Origin of the sequence: Ructibacterium gallinarum (genome assembly GCF_014982785.1) — a bacterium.
In the GTDB taxonomy this organism is placed as follows: domain Bacteria; phylum Bacillota; class Clostridia; order Monoglobales; family Monoglobaceae; genus Ructibacterium; species Ructibacterium gallinarum.
In genome coordinates this window covers 1-16937 of sequence record NZ_JADCKB010000028.1, presented here as the reverse complement: position 1 = coordinate 16937, position 16937 = coordinate 1, and the positions used below count along the sequence as shown (strand labels likewise).

Below are 16937 nucleotides of genomic sequence, written 5' to 3'. Positions count from 1 at the left end.
TCCTTCTTTCTAAAATCTATTGTGTTACAATAACAACCAGTTGTACTTTCAAATCCTTCTCGTAAACCATGACCATATCCGCGTCAGCGGTGTTTGTGCCGCAAGGCGGGATCATACTTGTATCTCCCACTGACACCACATTTCTTTTCGCATCATAAATATATACATCCGGGGCATTACGCACATTGATGTTAATATTTCTCTGCTGAAGGCAGTTATTGTCAAGGCCAAGCGTAACAACGTCAACCCTTCTGTTATTTGCATCATCAATTTTGTTGTATGCAATTTTCATAGGATAGCCTGTATTGATAGTGCCTCCCAAAAGGGAACTGGAACCGCTGCCCAAGCTTACAGAACCGGGTTCAATTCCAACCAGGCTGACAATTTTCTGAATCTGTAAAATATTTTCGCTGGTGGCACCCAAAGCTGCCAAAAAAACATCTCCCGCCTGCAAATCGGAAACATCACAATCGGAGTCAACCTCTGTTGTTTTTTGCTCTCCATCTTGCCAATATACCAAAACTTTAATCTCATTTCCCTCTTCATCAAGCTGAGTAATAACATTTTCCAAAACAGCAGGCGCATCTTCTTCCAAATCACCAGCCGTACTGTACCGGAGCGGCACTTCAATTACAATCAGCTTAGCGACCTCATCTTCGGCATCCATGTCATAACCATTCACCACATAAGTGCTACCATCTAAAATCTCAACGGTTGCCAAATAGTCTTTATCGCTTGTGACTCCTTCATAATCAGGAATACAAAGTACACTGGTTTCTTCAGTTACGGCAAAAGCACCTGCACCAATCCCGCCAAAGATTTGCTCATAACCATTATATTTCCGCTTCTGCGCCGAACCCATAATATCCGTTCCTACCAGTTCCGGAGTATCCACAACACTAATCTGATTATCGGAATTTAACCGGTATTTCACGATTCCATTTTGCGACATGATATTCGCCGCTTCACTATCCTCTATCTTTTCCCCGTTTACCCGTACCTTTTCTGCCAAGAACAAGGTAACAACATCAGAATTGGAACCCTTTAAAATCTGGGTTTCTACAGCGTCATCTTCATCTTCGTCTTCAATCTTCACTTCCGCTTTGAAAGGTCCGGGGCACAGCATCTTTACCTTGTAACTGAATCCATCCTGGGCCGTTGCCAAAGCATATCCATAAGAATAGGTATTTTCTGCCTGTTTGATACTGGCTACTTCACCCCGGAAATTCAATGCACACGTAACCTCAATACCGACTGTAATATCAAAATCGGATCCAGGCTCCAAATCATACTCCGTACCGTCGATTGCTATAAATTCTTTTCCATCTTCACCATTTAAACTCGTAATCATACCGGTAATTGTTTCTTCCTGACCTAAAATCATCTTATAAACGTTGCTGCCGTCAGAGATAATACTCAGCACACTCCCCGCCGTCAGCTCTTCCGGATTCAAGGCATTTCCTTCTGCATCTTCTATAAAATAAGTAATATCACTGTTCTTCAGTACATCAAAATATACCAAATCATGATATGGCGTTGTAGCATCCAGCCAAATTTCATCCTCTGAAACACGTTCAATTAATACGCTTTCAAATTCTTCTATAAACACATAGTCAATGGCATGATCTCCGTTGTTATCTATCATCCTCACATTACCGCGGCTCAATGTAAAATCCTTGTCTGTAGGGGCCATAATTGGACGTAAATTACGAACTAAGATACAAAAGTCATCCATCCGGTAGTTTCTGGTTCTATTCTCTTCATATACAGTCAGATTATTACCGCTTCTTCCAACATAAGTTTCCTCATCGAATTCGTAAACCGTATTTTTGTCGGTTGGAGAAATTCCCTGCAAAGTGTAGGGACCAAGTTCATTATCTCCGGAAACATAATAAGTAACCTCCATTCCCAAATAGGAAGTTACATCATATCCATTGGCATCCATTACCACCCCATCAATTACAACCTCGTTTGGCTGTAAATCAGGATAAGGCGTTATAAGCCAGATTTCCGGTGTTGCCGTAACATAACCTTTCTTTTTTGCAAAAATTCCATTACTTCCCTGATAAAGATGCAAATCACGTATTGTTGTGCCACTTACCATCAGGTTATCACTTCCAATAAATTCCGGTTCCAACAAGGAAATATCCATGCTGTTATAGAGCATAATAATAACATCGGCCCGTGTCAGTGCTTCCGAAGCAATATCCGCACCATAAAGCACGCCCAATTTGCTTGCCATAGCCACATATCCGCTGGGGTATCCGCCTGATGCTTCCGCTTCACCTCCATATCCCAACGCGACAACAATCATCTTAGCCGCTTCAGCAGTCGTAATAGAATGATTCGGGCGGAATGTACCATCCTCAAAACCGGCAATGATGCCTACCGTCGTTAACCGCATTACATCTTCATAAAACCAATCTGCTGTGGAAACATCCGTAAACGCGTAGTCTGTGTAGTACCATTCCTCCATTTTAAGCATTCTCACCATCATGGCACTAAATTCTGCACGACTTACCGCGTCATCAAGGTTGAGGTTTCCCTCTTCATCCCCTCTGACAATGTCGAACGCCTGCATTTCTACTATAATGGATTCTGAAACCTCCTCTGCCGCAAATACATTTACCGACGAAAGTCCAGTGATACACAGTAAAAAAGCAAGTAACAGATGTATACCTTTTTTCAACATTCTATTTCCTCCTGTTACAACAAATTTGATAGATAAAGCATATCTGCTTTTACCTTAGAAATAGTGACAATGTGCCTTTTTCTTCCGTTGCCGCATTTGGATTAAAAAGACTATTACATATTTCTAAAAAAATATTAACACATAAAAATTTAATTGTCTATTCACACTTTTTGTCATAGAAATAAACGAATTACATAAGCAATTTCTTTAAAAATTACACTTTTTTTCTTGAAACAATCCATTGAATTTAAATGGTTAGCCATGTATAATTTAATTGATGTGTTTTAGAACGCAGCAGGAGGACTGATTATGAAACCATATGACAATCACTTTCTCAGTATGGAGTTGGAAAACATTTATCCTTCTCAAACCGAAAATCTGGTGATTTCATCATTTTTAGAAGGGCGCTCGCCGCAAGCGCTTTCTGTACTCTCTGGCGTAGTTGAAGAAACCATCGGAGAGCTGTTTAGGCCATATGCACTGCTCATTCTCAGATTTAAATTTGCAGCTACCTTGGTTAAAATTTTAAAGGAACTAAACTTCTTTGAAACTGGATTGTGTGCAGAGCTTCCAACACTTGATTTTGAAGTATATAAAAAAAGTGCAAAACAGCTGAAAGATGACCTAATTCAGCCCTTTTTACTTCTTGATAAGGAGCCCTTTAAAAGTGCAATCGAACACCAAAAATTGATTTTTAAAATTAGACATTATATTATTGAAAATATTGAAGCTGATATTTCATTGCACGATGTATCAAAATATGTTGGGTTGTCGCCTTCCTATGTCAGCCGAATTTTTCCGAAAAATACAGGCGTCAACTTTAAAACCTTTGTCAATAAGTCGAAAATGGAATACGCAAAACAACTGCTGCAAAACGGTCTGTCCATTGCGGAAGCCATGAAGGCCACGGGTTTTTTATCCCGAACCACCTTTAACCGGACGTTCGGGCGATACACCGGGGCATCTCCCAGCCACTATCTTCAGCAAAACACAATAAAAGGAGAAAAGTCATGAGCAAAAAACAAATTAAAATATTGGCAAATCCAAGCCATTCCCTTTCTACCCGCATAATTCGGGCTCTCAAACAAAATTATGAGTTATATCTAATTTTTCTGCCTGTGCTGGTATATTATATTGTTTTTTATTATGTACCTATGACAGGAATCGTACTTGCCTTTAAAAATTATGCCCCTGCAAAGGGGATATGGGGCAGCGCGTGGGTTGGGCTAAAACATTTTGAAAATTTTTTCTCCAGCCCTAATTTTACCAGAACTCTTGTAAATACCCTTCGTATCAGCATTGCATCCATTGTGGTGGGCTTTCCCGCTCCCATTATCTTTGCCCTTTTGCTAAACGAACTACGTTTGAGAAGAACAAAAAAAATTATTCAAACTGTCAGCTATATGCCACACTTTATCTCTCTGGTTGTAGCTGTTGGTTTGGTCATGGATTTTGTACAGCGTGACGGTATTATCAACGACATTATTGCCTTCTTCGGCGGAGAACGAATCGCATTTATGACAGAACCGAATTGGTTCACTCCCATCTATGTCCTATCGGGTGTATGGCAGGAAATTGGATGGTCCTCTATTATTTACCTGGCCGCCATTGCTGGTGTGAGCGCAGATTTATATGAAGCCGCCGCCATTGACGGAGCCGGGCGGTTCCGACAGCTCCTCCATGTTACTCTGCCGGGCATTATGCCAACCATTGTCATTTTGTTTATCATGCGTGTCGGCAATATTATGTCAATTGGATATGAGAAAATTATCTTAATGTACAATGATTTGGTGCTTGACAAAGCAGATATTATTGCATCATACGTATACCGTATTGCGTTTGGCGCTGCACCCGATTATGGCTATTCTACTGCAGTCGGTTTATTTAATACCGTTATTAATATCTTTTTGCTGGTAGCAACCAACTATATTACCGGCAAGGTAAACGATACCACACTTTGGTAAAAATTAGCGGCTTTACGAACAACGCTGAATGAAAATGATGATCCCGTGCAGCTTTTTCCGCACGATACCGAAAATACATACGAAAACCAAAGATCTCTTATCATTCTTTCCTGTGCGGATAAGAGATAGCAAACACCTCGTCGTGGCCGGCGCACAGCGGCGGAATGGAGATTTTTATGAAAACATATAAACAAAGTCTTGGCGCAAACATATTCGATGTTTTTAATCTAATACTCCTATTAGCCATAGCATTTATTTGCCTGTATCCCATGATTTATGTAATCATGGCCTCTTTATCCTCTCCCAGTTTGCTAATGCAGCACAGCGGTCTTCTTCTCAAACCACTTGGTTTGCACTTTGATGCTTATAAGTCCGTGCTTGCCAATCCAGATATCACCACAGGTTATGCCAATACTCTTTTTTACGTAGTAATCGGAACCATTTTAAGTGATGCTCTGACAATGATGGCCGCATATGTCGTATCCAGAAAAAAGTTTCCGCTGCGTAACTTTTTTAACATTATCCTTATCTTAACTATGTTTATCAACGGAGGATTAATTCCATCCTACTTGAACATACAAAACCTGGGGCTCTTAAATACGCGTCTGTCTCAAATTCTCCCAGTTGCAGTCAGTGCATACAACGTCATTATCCTGCGAACTTATATGACATCTATTCCCGTCTCTCTTGAAGAATCTGCTAGAATGGACGGCGCAAGTCACCTGCGGGTACTGTTTTGCATTATTTTTCCACTTTGCCTGCCTGTTTTTGCCGTTATCACACTGTATTATGCGGTAGGAACCTGGAACAGCTGGTTCAATGCTATGATTTACTTAACTGACCGGAGTAAATATCCGCTGCAGCTCTTCCTGCGTGAAATTCTTATCTTGAACGAAACGGATTCCTTGATCAACAGCAATGCAGCTAGTGGTATTGAGCAGGTTCAAATTTCAGAAACAATCAAATACGCAACCATTGTTATTTCAACCGTTCCGATCCTATGTATCTACCCGTTTTTGCAGAAGTACTTTGTAAAAGGGGTAATGATTGGCGCTGTAAAAGAATAAATGTATTTTTATAAAAAATAAAAACTATTTTAGGAGGTATTCTCATGCGAAAAAGAAATTCCATTATATGTATAGCCGCTATTACTGCGTTGGCTTTGCTGAGCGGATGCAAAAGCAATGACACCAGTACCAATGTAACCCAAGAAGTCACTACGCCGCTGAACGTAAATACGGCCACACCAGAAGAAATTACTCTTCCCTTTGGAAATAATGACAGCAAACTAACAATTGCAGTGATTTTAACGGCGCCTACAGGCAAAAGTTCTTTTAACGAAATTCCTCTCTTCCAGGAATACGCCAAACGCACCAATGTGCAACTTGACTTTCAACATGTAACCAACGAAAAAATGAATTTGCTGTTGGCCTCTAATGATCTTCCGGATATTCTTATTAATTATTGGAGCGACGGGCAGGAGAAAACCGCCTATAACAACCAGCAGATCCTTCGGTTGGATGACCTGATGGGGCAATACGCTCCCAATTATGTAGAAATTTTAAAAGAAAATCCCAGCCTGCATGCACAGGCAGTAGACGCAGACGGTTTTCTTTATTCTTTCCAATTCCTGCGGAATGAACCCGAATTGCGCGTATTTAACGGTTTTATGATCCGACAAGATTGGCTTGATAAATTGAATCTTGAAATGCCTACCAATACAGATGAATTATATGCAGTGCTCAAGGCCATCAAAGAAGGCGATCCTAATGGCAATGGGGAAGCTGACGAAATTCCATTTATTATGGAAAGCGGAAACGGTCTCAGTTACCTTTCTGCGTGGTGGGGTATTGCCAGCTTCTATCTGGATGATAATAACAATCTTCAATGCGGCTGGCTGCAGCCCGAATATAAAGAAATGCTGCAGTATTTAAACAGACTGTATAATGAAGGATTGTTAGACCCTGATTATGCCATTACAGAGCGAAATCAGTTTGATACCAAAATTTCCAACGGGCAGGCCGCCATGTGGTTTGGCCTTGCCGGAGGCGGACTCGCCAGGATCAATACCCTCATGGAACCCATTGACCCCAATTTTGAACTTTCAGCCATGCCTTGGCTAACTTCATCTAATGGCAAAAACTATAACCTGAACTTAGAATACACGTCTCCGCTTTCTGCCCGTATGGGTCTATCTATTACCACGGCATGCAAAGACCCGGTAACCGCCACTAAATTTGCGGATTACGCCTACAGCAAAGAAGGGCAAACGCTGCTGAGCTTTGGCGTCGAAGGAGAATCCTATACGATGAAAGACGGCGTACCCACCTATACCGAACTAATCACCAATACCCCTGGAAAAGCCATGTCAGAAATGCTGGGACAATATACCGTAGCAACCGGTTATCCTATGGAACAGAGCATGGATTATTTTGATCAATATATGGCTCCGGAACAGAAAGCAGCCATTGACGTCTGGAAAGACTGTGATACAACAAGAACAGTTCCTGTTTTAAAATTTACTGATGAAGAGCTGGATACGGCTATTACTACATTTAACGAAATCAACAGCTATAATAATGAAATGATCAACAAATTTATTACAGGCCGTGAAAGCTTTGATAACTATGAAGACTATCAAAAAACATTGATCAATATGGGGATCGAAGATGTTGTTAAGGTCAATCAAACCGCTTATGAACGTTACTCAAATACATTAAAGGAAATAGAGGAATAAACACATTAAAAACAGAGGGTGGCTCTTTTTGAGCTGCGCTTTGAATAACACTTCTAAAATATTTTTACCATGAGGACTCGTCACTCTTCGGAAGGCCGCCATATTTTGCGGCAAAGTCATGATACCGAAAGGGTTGGCGGGTCCTCAGGCTATCATCTGCCAAAAGCAAGGAGGTATAACATAAATATATTTTTCTTTTCCGGAACCCATTGGGGCAGGGAATAGCACCTGCCTTTTTAGGCTTCGTTTTCAGCTTGCAAAAATGATAAATCCGCTCATTGGAAGTTTAAAAAATGACAATTTCGATATGTTTCTCTTCAACGAACAGGCAATCATTTTAGGAAGCTATTGATAAATTAAAAAATTTATGCCAATTACAACGCTGTTTTTTTACGACAACGTAATTTTTTAAATTATAGGTCATATCATTGACAAAATTACGATTCACCATTATAATATGGAAACAGAAAATAAATTTATTAATATTTAATATGATATTGACAAAAGCAATCAAACTATCTGTAAATACCGCTTTAAAAAGAAATGAAAAAAGAAACTGATAAAAAATTAAAATTTATCTTCCTTTTTACGGATGGATTTTGAACATACTTTTAAATAATTTTTGTACGTATTCTTTACTCTTTCGGAAATAGGTTATTTCCCTAATAAACCTGTAGCCATAGATTTGACCGCTTCACAGCTATCAACTGTCAAAAACAAGGAGGTATAACATGAATATATTTTTCTTTTCCGGAACCCATTGGGACAGGGAATGGTACCAGCCTTTTCAGGGCTTCCGCTTTCGGCTTGTAAAAATGATAGATCAGCTCATTGAAGGTTTAGAAAACGATGATTTTGGTGTATTCCACTTTGACGGACAAACTATCATTTTAGAAGATTACTTAGAAATACGGCCAGAAAACAAGGCACGGCTTGAAAAACTAATTGCAAACGGCAAAATCCTGGTTGGTCCATGGTATTGTATGCCCGACGAATTTTTGATGTCAGGAGAAAGTATTATTAGAAACCTTCAAAAAGGTTATCAAATTGCGCGTAGCTATGGCGCAGAACCACTGAAATACGGATATATTTGCGACATTTTCGGTCATATTGCACAGATGCCTCAAATTTTCTGTCAACTGGGAATTCATAATGCACTTTTGGGCCGCGGTACAAATGAAAGCACCACAGACATGCATTTTAAATGGCAGTCACCGGATGGCTCATGGGTGACAACTTTTAAACTTCAGGATAGCCAAGGCTACGGTTCCTTTGCAGCATATGTGATAGGTGATGAAACACAAGCGCACCTACTTTCAGAGGAAGAGCTGAAAAAAAGAATTAAAGCACATACCGATTCTGAAATTGCCCGCAGCAATGTACCTGTCATTCTTCTTATGGATGCCATTGACCATGCCTCTTATCACAAAGATACAAAAAAATATTTAAAGATATTATCGGAACTTTACCCCCAGGCTGATATCAAACAGACCTCTGTAATGGAAATGTGCGAGCTGCTGAAAAAATATGAAGCAGGCTTCCAGACAAAGTACGGCGAACTGAGAGAACCGGCAAAAACACACGGCTGCGGCTATCTGCATCTGATAACCCATACCCTTTCTTCAAGGTATCCTTTGAAAAAATATAATGACCAGGTACAGACCCTTTTGGAAAAATGGATTACACCGCTGTATGCTTTCCGTAAAACAAATCAGCCACTTTCTTATTTGGAGTTATCTGAGAAATACTTACTTATGAACCAAGCGCACGATTCTATATGCGGATGTGGTATCGATCAAATACATAAGGATATGGTCTACCGGTTTGACCAGGCCCGAATTATCTGTGAACAACTATTAGATGAATTCCGAACAGGTATGGAAGAAAAACAAGAAACCGATAACATCGTCCTAAAAATATGGAATCCTCTTCCTTATGCATATCGCGGTGTTACCCAAATTGATATTTCTTTTCCACAGGACTATAAAACAACCTACTGTGAACCATTCGGCTATGAAAGTATAAACAGCTTTAAAATATTTGACAGTGAGGACAACGAAATTCCTTATGGCATAGAAAACATTGTCAGAAATTATCAAAAACGAACCTATAATCAATACGTTTCTGTCTCAGATTTATATACAGTTTCCATCCATGTAGAGCTGATTCCAATGGGCATCACAGAATTAATTATAAAACCGTTTACAGAAAGTTCCCGCTATTTAACACGAATGACACAATCAGAGACCGGTGCGGAAAACGAGTTTATCAAACTGGAAATTGCCTGCGATGGGCGTCTTAACATTTTTGACAAACAGACCGGCACACAATATAATGGCCTCTTGGGTATAGCTGATGATGGTGAAATTGGTGATGGATGGTATCATGCCAATCCTGCTTGTGATACAGTAATCACAAATAGTATGTGCGAAATAAGAAAGGTGGTAAATACCTGCAACCGGGTTGTATTTGAGGTAATCCAAAAAATGATGGTTCCGCGGGAAATGCTGTTTGAAAACCGTCAAATCAGACGCAGCAGCGACAATGTGCAATTAGAACTGAGGCATTATATTACACTGGATGAAAATGCACAATACGTCAGTGTAAAAACCAAAATTCAAAATACTGCAAAAGATCACAGAATAAGAATAAAAATACCGACAGGTGTTGCGGGAAACACTTATTTTGCCAACCAGGCCTTCTGCTTTGTAGAAAGACAAACAGGAGTAGACACAGCTACCCAGACATGGATGGAATGTGAAGTACCCGAGAAACAGATGTCAGGAATTGTTTTGAAAAAAGACAATAAGAAAGGACTGGCATTTATCTCTGCATATGGACTTCACGAATGTGCTGTACATGAAAACGGGGATATCTATGTAACCTTATTCCGTTCTTTCCAAAAGACGGTTATGACAAACGGAGAACCGGGCGGACAGTTGCTTGAGGAAATGGAATTTTCCTATCGGATTCTTCCTTTCGGTCCAAATGTTGTGCTTGCTGACCTCCAAAAGCACCAAGACGCTATGCAAGCCGGCTTCCTGGTAAGCCAATGCAAAAAAGATACTGCTAATAAACATGCTTCTGAAATGGTGCTTACAGCTGAAAACACCGTATTCAGCACGGCAGTTCCCTGTGAAAATGGGCTGGATATTCGTCTGTATCAGCTGAGCAACTGTGAAGAAACAGCAATTTTAACCTTACCTACCGGTATTGTACAGGCACAGCTGGTCAGCTTAGATGGCCAGATTACAGATACAGTTACCATCTCGGACAATACTGTCAAGATCCCCATGAAACCTTGGCAGATACAAACCATCAGACTTTTTTCTAAAAAATAAATCTAACATAAATTTGGGAGGCAGAAAAATGAGTGAAATTTTGGAACAAAACAAGGATTGGATTGCCGCTGTCTGGAACAAGGTGGATCAAAAAATGAAAAAGATTGCTGTGAAAGATTATGATAAAATTCCCTATACTTCTATCAATGGCATTCATGACGATCAAAAAGATAATCTTTACGGGTGGACCAATGGCTTTTGGGGCGGTCTCATGTGGCTTTTATACGTGGGTACTAAAGATGAAAATTATAAAAAAACTGCTCTGCATTCTGGCACATATGTAGACAAAGGTCTGGACCATTACGAACCCCTATACCATGATGTAGGATTTATATCTCATATTCTGCATGGAGCCAATTACCGTTTAACCGGAGATATGGAGGCAAAGAACAAAAATCTTTTTATGGCAGCCGCCTTGGCTTCCCGGTTTAATATTGACGGCAAGTTTATTCGGGCATGGAATATGGATTTTGCAGAAGGCTGGTCCATCATTGACTGTATGATGAACCTGCCTCTTCTCTACTGGGCTTCAGAGGAAATTGGTGACCCCAGATTCAAACGTATTGCAATGGCACACGCCGATATGACATTGCGTGACCATATTCGCGAAGACGGAGCAATCAATCATATTGTGGTCCACGATACAGAAACCGGCGAACCAGTGAAATTCTACACTGACATGGGATACGACCAAGGCTACAACGCGGAAGGCTGCTGGTCCCGCGGACTTTCCTGGGCAATCTACGGTATGGCAATTTCTTATGTTCACACTGGGAAAAAAGAATATTTAAATGCTGCCAAAAAAACCGCCAACTATTTTCTCTCCCATGCCGCGGCTACCGGCTATAAAACGCTTTGTGACTTTTGTCAGCCCGCAGAACCAGTATACTATGACAGCACAGCCGGGGTTTGTGCCGCCTGTGGCATGATTGAAATTTCGCGGCATGTAAGCAAAGCAGAAGCAGAAGTATACCTATCCGGCGCCTTGAACCTGTTAAAGGCAACAGATGAAAATTTCTGTGATTACAGTGATCAACAAGATGCCCTTGTGTTAATGGGAACCGAAGCATATCCAAATGACGAAAAACGTCTAAAAGGTGTTCACATTCCCATTATTTACGGTGATTTCTTCTTTGTGGAAGCTTTGCTGAAGCTACAAAACATAGATTTTCTAATCTGGTAAATTGGGCTCTTAAAAGAACCATCACTTTCTATGAAAACATTTGAGCAGTAAATAGCGTGCGTTTAAAAAAACAGCAAAAGCCACTTCCCTACTACATATCAAAACCGGGATTTCTGTTTTTTTCACAGAAATCCCGGTTTTCTAATCATTGTCTGTCTTTTTTCGAACACTGCTGGCTGTAAAGCCAAAATATTTTTTAAATACTTTACTAAAATAGTGTGGATCAATAAACCCCGTTTCCATCGCAATGTTATTGATGGTTTTATCGGTATTTTTCAATTCCTCAAGCGCTTTTTCCATCCGTACCCGCATCACATAATCTTTAAAATTTTCATTGGTGCATTTTTTAAAAAAGGCACTAAAATAATATGCATTTTTATGCACCAAATTTGCCATGGACTCTAACGTAATATTCTTATTAAAGTTAGTCTGTATATAATCCATTACGGTTTTAATCTCAAAGTTAGTCTGGGTCTCTTTCTTGCTTCCCATTTGCTCAATGGTATCTAAGATCATATTCTTTAAAAATTCTTTGATTTGCTGGAATTTTCTACATTCCTTAATAAATTCTAAAATATTGTCCGGTGAATAAAGCTCCAAAAGTTCAGGATCCGAAATCAACTGTCTTATTTTATCTGCTGCAGAGTAAAAATGAATAATAGCAATGTCCCGTACTCCGCCACTGGCACGCATAATCACTTCTTCCAAGCAATCAAGCTCTCTGTTGGCAGCCAAACGATCTCCCTGACGAATATATGCGCACAAATTATCTAACGTACTATTTAAACTGTCTTCCGGCTTGGGGCAAAAAACAGCCTGGTCAGCATTTGACAGCACCTTCTTTTCGTTAAAGAAAAAGAACAGTTCTAAGATTTGGCATGCCGAAGCATATGATTGAGATATGCCATTTAATCCCTGTGAAACCTCACCTATTGCATAGTCTGCACTGATATTTGAAAGAAGGAACTGCGCATATTGAAATGCGACAAGACTCGCCTCTTTTGCAGATGGAAAGGAAAACACCACACATAAATCAGCATGGTATTTGAAATAATAGCACCGGTCAGGTACAGTATCAGCGATCAGCGTTTCCAGACGAAAAGAATCCTGGACTGTCTCACATCTTGCAACTAAAATTTGATAAAAAAACTCTGCCTCCTGCGGAATATCCCTTTCGAAAACAGGTTTTTCCAAAACATTAATACTTTTTTTCTTCAAAATATCCCGGTGCAACCGTTTTACTAAAGTTACAAGTTCCTTAGGATCAATCGGCTTTAAAAGATACTCTGACACGCCATATTTCATGGCACTTTGCGCATATTCAAAATTCTTATACCCGCTGATAATAACAATCTCAGGCTTAGGCTTCGCTGATTGAATATACTCAATAACATCCAAGCCAGAGAGCTGTGGCATACAAATATCGGTAATAACTAGGTCGGGATGTTCCTGGTCTACCAATTGTTTTAGCTGTTCTCCATCAGATGCTGTTCCACACACAACTACAATGTCACTAAGTTCATTTAAAATTTTGCGTAAACCGGTTAAAATAATATTTTCATCATCTGCAAGAACAATTTTAATCTTGGTTGTCTGCATATTTATTTGCCTCCCTCAAAGGTATTTTCAAATGCACTTTGGTGCCAAGTCCAGGGAAACTATTAATCTCCGCAGAAAAACGAGCGCCATAGAAAAAACGCAGCCTTTCACACACATTTCTGAGCCCAATTGAATTCATTTTCTCGTTGCCATGTGCATCATTAATATGTTTCCTTAACACGGCAAGCTTTTCTTTATCCATCCCTTTTCCGTTATCCATAACATCAATGATTAAATCATTTTCACCGAAAAGCATAATATTAATATTAATATTCATATTTTGAGGAGGGAATGCACTATTATCATAGCCATGCTTTACGGCATTTTCCACTAAAGGCTGCAAAATAAACTTCGTAACCAAAAGCTCTTTCAGCGATTCCTCCACCTTAATATTCAGACGAATTTTGTCATTGTATCGCATCTGAACAAAAAGAAAATAATGAGATACAATCTCAATTTCCTTTCGAAGAGGAACAAAATCACTGTCGTTTGACAACATATATTGAAATTGAGATCCAAGAGAAACCACCATGGAACTGACCTTGTAATCATCCTGCTCAATGGCTGTCATATTAATAATTTCCAACATATTATGCAAAACATGTGGATTGATCTGCATTTTTAAAACATTCAGTTCTGCTTCCTTTTGTTTAATATGCGCATGATATGTTTGATCTATGTGAATTTTTAATTTTTCAATCATTTCGTTTATCCCTGATACAATTTGTGAAAATTCCGTCACCTTCTCCTCTTTCAAACTGATATCAAGGTTTCCCTTTTGTATTTTTTTCATTTGCGCAATGATTCGGTTTACAGGCGCAGTTAGTTGATAGGTATAAACAAGCGACAGTAATAGCAACGCAATTGTTATCAGCACCGTTACCAGCAGAAAAGTATCCCGCATAACATTGATTTCCATCGATAAAGCATCTTTATCAATATAAGTTAATGTTTTCCATGTACCATTAATGTCGGACTCTATAAAAAAACTGCTGTCACCCGGCAAATTATTTGTAAAATCGAATGTTACTGGATAAGATACTATATTATCCATTGATATATACTTGTCCACATTCCAAATATCATTAGAAAAAATGCAATAGTTTTCATCATCGACCATAGCAAAATATCCTGAATCTTCGTTACTTGGTAGCATATCCTGAAAATAAGACAGATTAATATCTATAATAATACTACCCGCATAATTTCCATCACTGTCTGTAAAATTTTTGACTGTACTAATTACATAAACGCTCGCATTAGAAAAATAGTCCTGAGAATGATGTCTTGGTAAGACGGTAGCCTGCGTATCCGTCACTTGAGAACGATCAATAATACCCGCATTTTCGAAGTCATAATAGCCAGATCGATATTTTTTATATCGTGACGCATGCATCCAGTCTCCTTCGTTATTAATTGCAATCACATTTTCAATGCTCATGCTGGATTGCAGCAAAATGTTCATCACTACAGATAACCGATTCATGCTGTCTGGCTCTGTCATCGTGGATAATAGCACATCAAGTCTACCGGACAAATTATAGTTTTGAGCCGAATCAAGAGCAGTGGTCACTGCTGTAATATTACTGGAAATTACTTCATCTACTCGGTTATGGGTTTCCTGCAGCGCCTCAATAGAACGGATCTGAATAAAAACCGTAATATAACGAAAAATAATTACACTGATGAGCAAAATCGGTACAAGTCCAATTAACCAATAAGAAAACATTATTTTAAATGAAAAACTTCTGGACAATAACTTGAGTTTCTGTCTCATTTTCTTTTTCCTCCGTATTTTACGTCATACGCAAAACAATCTTTCAAGCAAAAAGTCATTTTATTTAATGTCTATATTATTAATATATCAAAACAGCCACGTTTTTTCAAGGTATTGTTTACAAAAAAAACTTAATTTCTTTCAGCAATTTATACTTAGCACAAAAAATTCTTCACACAAAATCCTTGATTTTCTTTAAAATCTTTCCAAATACATTGGTTTTTTGTTATCATTTAAATAAAAGCCGAACTGTACATAAAATTTTTCTAAATCAACATTATCGGCTACTAATAATACACGAAGATAATCTTTATATTCCTCCAGCATATGCTTCATCAGTGCACTTCCTATTCCACGTTTTTGAGCACAGGGATCTACCAATAAATAATGAATATAAGCCGTCATAATTCCATCGGACATGGCTGCGGCAAGTCCAATCAAATTTCCGTTTTCTCTGGCGCTCCAAACGCAGTCAAAGTTTTGCATGGCATATACCAATTTTTGAGGGTAATCTCCCGATTCCCAATGTACAGACTGAAATAGCCGTTTTAACTCTTGCGTAGAAAATGTTTGTTCTTTTTGATAAATAACCACTATGCCTCCTCCAATTTGCGACGGTATTTCAAAACTTTTTCCTCGTAATCAGGATAAAAAAAATCCAGTTTCTCTGCAACAATTTTTGAAACATCAGAAAATAACCGTATGGCTATTTCCAATGCACCGGCGCATAATTCTATGCTTCCTGTATTCATAATCAAACATAACTGGTTCCATTCGTCTGACGAAATATATTGCTTGATATACTTATATTCCTTTCCAGGAGAAAATATGAATCCATGCACAATGCCCGCTTTCCAAGATAACATACGAAGCAATTCATTCCAAATTCCATTTTTTAAATGGGCTGAAGCATACAAAAGTTCTTTTCTACGAATTCCTTTATCAACATAAAGTACCAACCACCAAAACTCATTGCAACAATCTATATACTCCTGCTCAGAGGGTATTTTAACCCAATACTTTTTGTCACTTGGCGGTGGGATATGTCCGGCAACATGATCTTTATCCAAAAGAATCACCGTTTGAGAATCCGCCCGTAAGTACTTTTCCAAATCTAGCAAAGGAATCAGCATTAAATCAATGCGGTTACCATCTGTAAACTGCATCAAAAAAGTAAACCATCTATCCAGCGAGGGAGGGAACAAAGTCATTTCTTCTGGTGTTTGCAAAATCACCAATTCCCCTAAGGCATGAATCCACTCTCTATTTTCTAAAAAAGGTTTCATATCACGAACAACATATACAATATCAAAATCTTGAAATCTGTCTTTTAAAACGGCAGGATTCTCACGGGAACCATTCATTCCAACCAAACGAACATTCTCATTCTTCTTGGCCATATCTAAAATCAACGCAAGCATGACATCAGGTGTACGCATAATATGTGAAACCTCCTCATGAAATAAAATAAAAAAACAAAAAGATCCCCAACGAGAAAACTCGTCAAGGATCCTTCAAAGATCTGGCAGCGACATATGTTCCCGGGCGGTCGCCCGCCAAGTATTTTCAGCGCAGGGAAGCTTAACTACTGTGTTCGGAATGGGAACAGGTGTGACCTTCCCGCTATAGCCACCAGATAAGCGT

At 39.1% G+C, this 16937-nt stretch carries 11 protein-coding genes and 1 rRNA gene; 6 read left to right on the top strand and 6 right to left on the bottom strand.

Annotated elements, in window-relative coordinates; translation table 11 throughout:
* Positions 1-16 precede the first annotated feature (16 nt).
* On the bottom strand, positions 17-2692 hold the full coding sequence (locus INF28_RS10900; RefSeq protein WP_226393492.1) for an S-layer homology domain-containing protein: 2676 nt from the start codon (positions 2690-2692) through the stop codon (positions 17-19).
* A gap of 309 nt (positions 2693-3001) precedes the next feature.
* On the opposite strand from INF28_RS10900, the gene INF28_RS10895 reads away from it, so the two are divergent.
* The 6 genes from INF28_RS10895 (at position 3002) to INF28_RS10870 (ending at position 11917) form a co-directional block, all read left to right on the top strand.
* The gene (locus tag INF28_RS10895; RefSeq protein WP_226393491.1) at positions 3002-3706 is read left to right on the top strand and encodes a helix-turn-helix transcriptional regulator; all 705 of its coding nucleotides are present in this window, start codon (positions 3002-3004) and stop codon (positions 3704-3706) included.
* Positions 3703-4656 carry an ABC transporter permease gene (locus INF28_RS10890; RefSeq protein ID WP_226393490.1) on the top strand — a complete coding sequence of 318 codons (954 nt, stop codon included), beginning with the start codon at positions 3703-3705 and terminating at the stop codon, positions 4654-4656. Before INF28_RS10895 ends, INF28_RS10890 begins: the two co-directional genes overlap by 4 nt.
* A gap of 176 nt (positions 4657-4832) precedes the next feature.
* A complete protein-coding gene (locus INF28_RS10885) occupies positions 4833-5723 on the top strand; it encodes a carbohydrate ABC transporter permease (RefSeq protein WP_226393489.1) in 891 nt (296 codons plus the stop codon).
* A gap of 44 nt (positions 5724-5767) precedes the next feature.
* Positions 5768-7393 (top strand): extracellular solute-binding protein, encoded by a 1626-nt coding sequence (locus INF28_RS10880; RefSeq protein ID WP_226393488.1) that lies wholly within the window; start codon positions 5768-5770, stop codon positions 7391-7393.
* Between the two features lie 731 nt (positions 7394-8124).
* Positions 8125-10734, top strand: coding sequence for a glycoside hydrolase family 38 N-terminal domain-containing protein (locus INF28_RS10875; protein WP_226393487.1), 2610 nt, complete (start codon positions 8125-8127; stop codon positions 10732-10734).
* Positions 10735-10762: 28 nt separating this feature from the next.
* Entirely contained in the window at positions 10763-11917 is a 1155-nt protein-coding gene (locus INF28_RS10870) for a glycoside hydrolase family 88 protein (protein WP_226393486.1), read from the top strand.
* 141 nt (positions 11918-12058) lie between these two features.
* Here the strand turns inward: INF28_RS10870 and INF28_RS10865 are convergent, their stop codons facing one another.
* From INF28_RS10865 to rrf, 5 genes are all read right to left on the bottom strand, one after another.
* Positions 12059-13516, bottom strand: coding sequence for a response regulator (locus INF28_RS10865; RefSeq protein WP_226393485.1), 1458 nt, complete (start codon positions 13514-13516; stop codon positions 12059-12061).
* Positions 13497-15293, bottom strand: a complete 1797-nt coding sequence (locus INF28_RS10860; protein WP_226393484.1) for a cache domain-containing sensor histidine kinase — start codon at positions 15291-15293, stop codon at positions 13497-13499. The genes INF28_RS10865 and INF28_RS10860 overlap by 20 nt, the downstream gene beginning before the upstream one ends.
* A 195-nt stretch (positions 15294-15488) precedes the next feature.
* Positions 15489-15887 carry a GNAT family N-acetyltransferase gene (locus INF28_RS10855; protein WP_226393483.1) on the bottom strand — a complete coding sequence of 133 codons (399 nt, stop codon included), beginning with the start codon at positions 15885-15887 and terminating at the stop codon, positions 15489-15491.
* Positions 15887-16732: an aminoglycoside 6-adenylyltransferase gene (locus tag INF28_RS10850; protein ID WP_226393482.1), complete on the bottom strand. Its 846-nt coding sequence runs from the start codon at positions 16730-16732 to the stop codon at positions 15887-15889. The genes INF28_RS10855 and INF28_RS10850 overlap by 1 nt, the downstream gene beginning before the upstream one ends.
* 81 nt (positions 16733-16813) lie before the next feature.
* Positions 16814-16930: ribosomal RNA gene (gene rrf / locus INF28_RS10845) — 5S ribosomal RNA — on the bottom strand.
* Positions 16931-16937: the final 7 nt, after the last annotated feature.

Coding starts and splice junctions, on each gene's coding strand:
- INF28_RS10895 (WP_226393491.1), top strand. CDS start 3,002: ATGAAACCATATGACAATCACTTTCTCAGTATGGAGTTGGAAAACATT.
- INF28_RS10860 (WP_226393484.1), bottom strand. CDS start 15,293: ATGAGACAGAAACTCAAGTTATTGTCCAGAAGTTTTTCATTTAAAATA.
- INF28_RS10880 (WP_226393488.1), top strand. CDS start 5,768: ATGCGAAAAAGAAATTCCATTATATGTATAGCCGCTATTACTGCGTTG.
- INF28_RS10875 (WP_226393487.1), top strand. CDS start 8,125: ATGAATATATTTTTCTTTTCCGGAACCCATTGGGACAGGGAATGGTAC.
- INF28_RS10865 (WP_226393485.1), bottom strand. CDS start 13,516: ATGCAGACAACCAAGATTAAAATTGTTCTTGCAGATGATGAAAATATT.
- INF28_RS10870 (WP_226393486.1), top strand. CDS start 10,763: ATGAGTGAAATTTTGGAACAAAACAAGGATTGGATTGCCGCTGTCTGG.
- INF28_RS10850 (WP_226393482.1), bottom strand. CDS start 16,732: ATGCGTACACCTGATGTCATGCTTGCGTTGATTTTAGATATGGCCAAG.
- INF28_RS10900 (WP_226393492.1), bottom strand. CDS start 2,692: ATGTTGAAAAAAGGTATACATCTGTTACTTGCTTTTTTACTGTGTATC.
- INF28_RS10885 (WP_226393489.1), top strand. CDS start 4,833: ATGAAAACATATAAACAAAGTCTTGGCGCAAACATATTCGATGTTTTT.
- INF28_RS10890 (WP_226393490.1), top strand. CDS start 3,703: ATGAGCAAAAAACAAATTAAAATATTGGCAAATCCAAGCCATTCCCTT.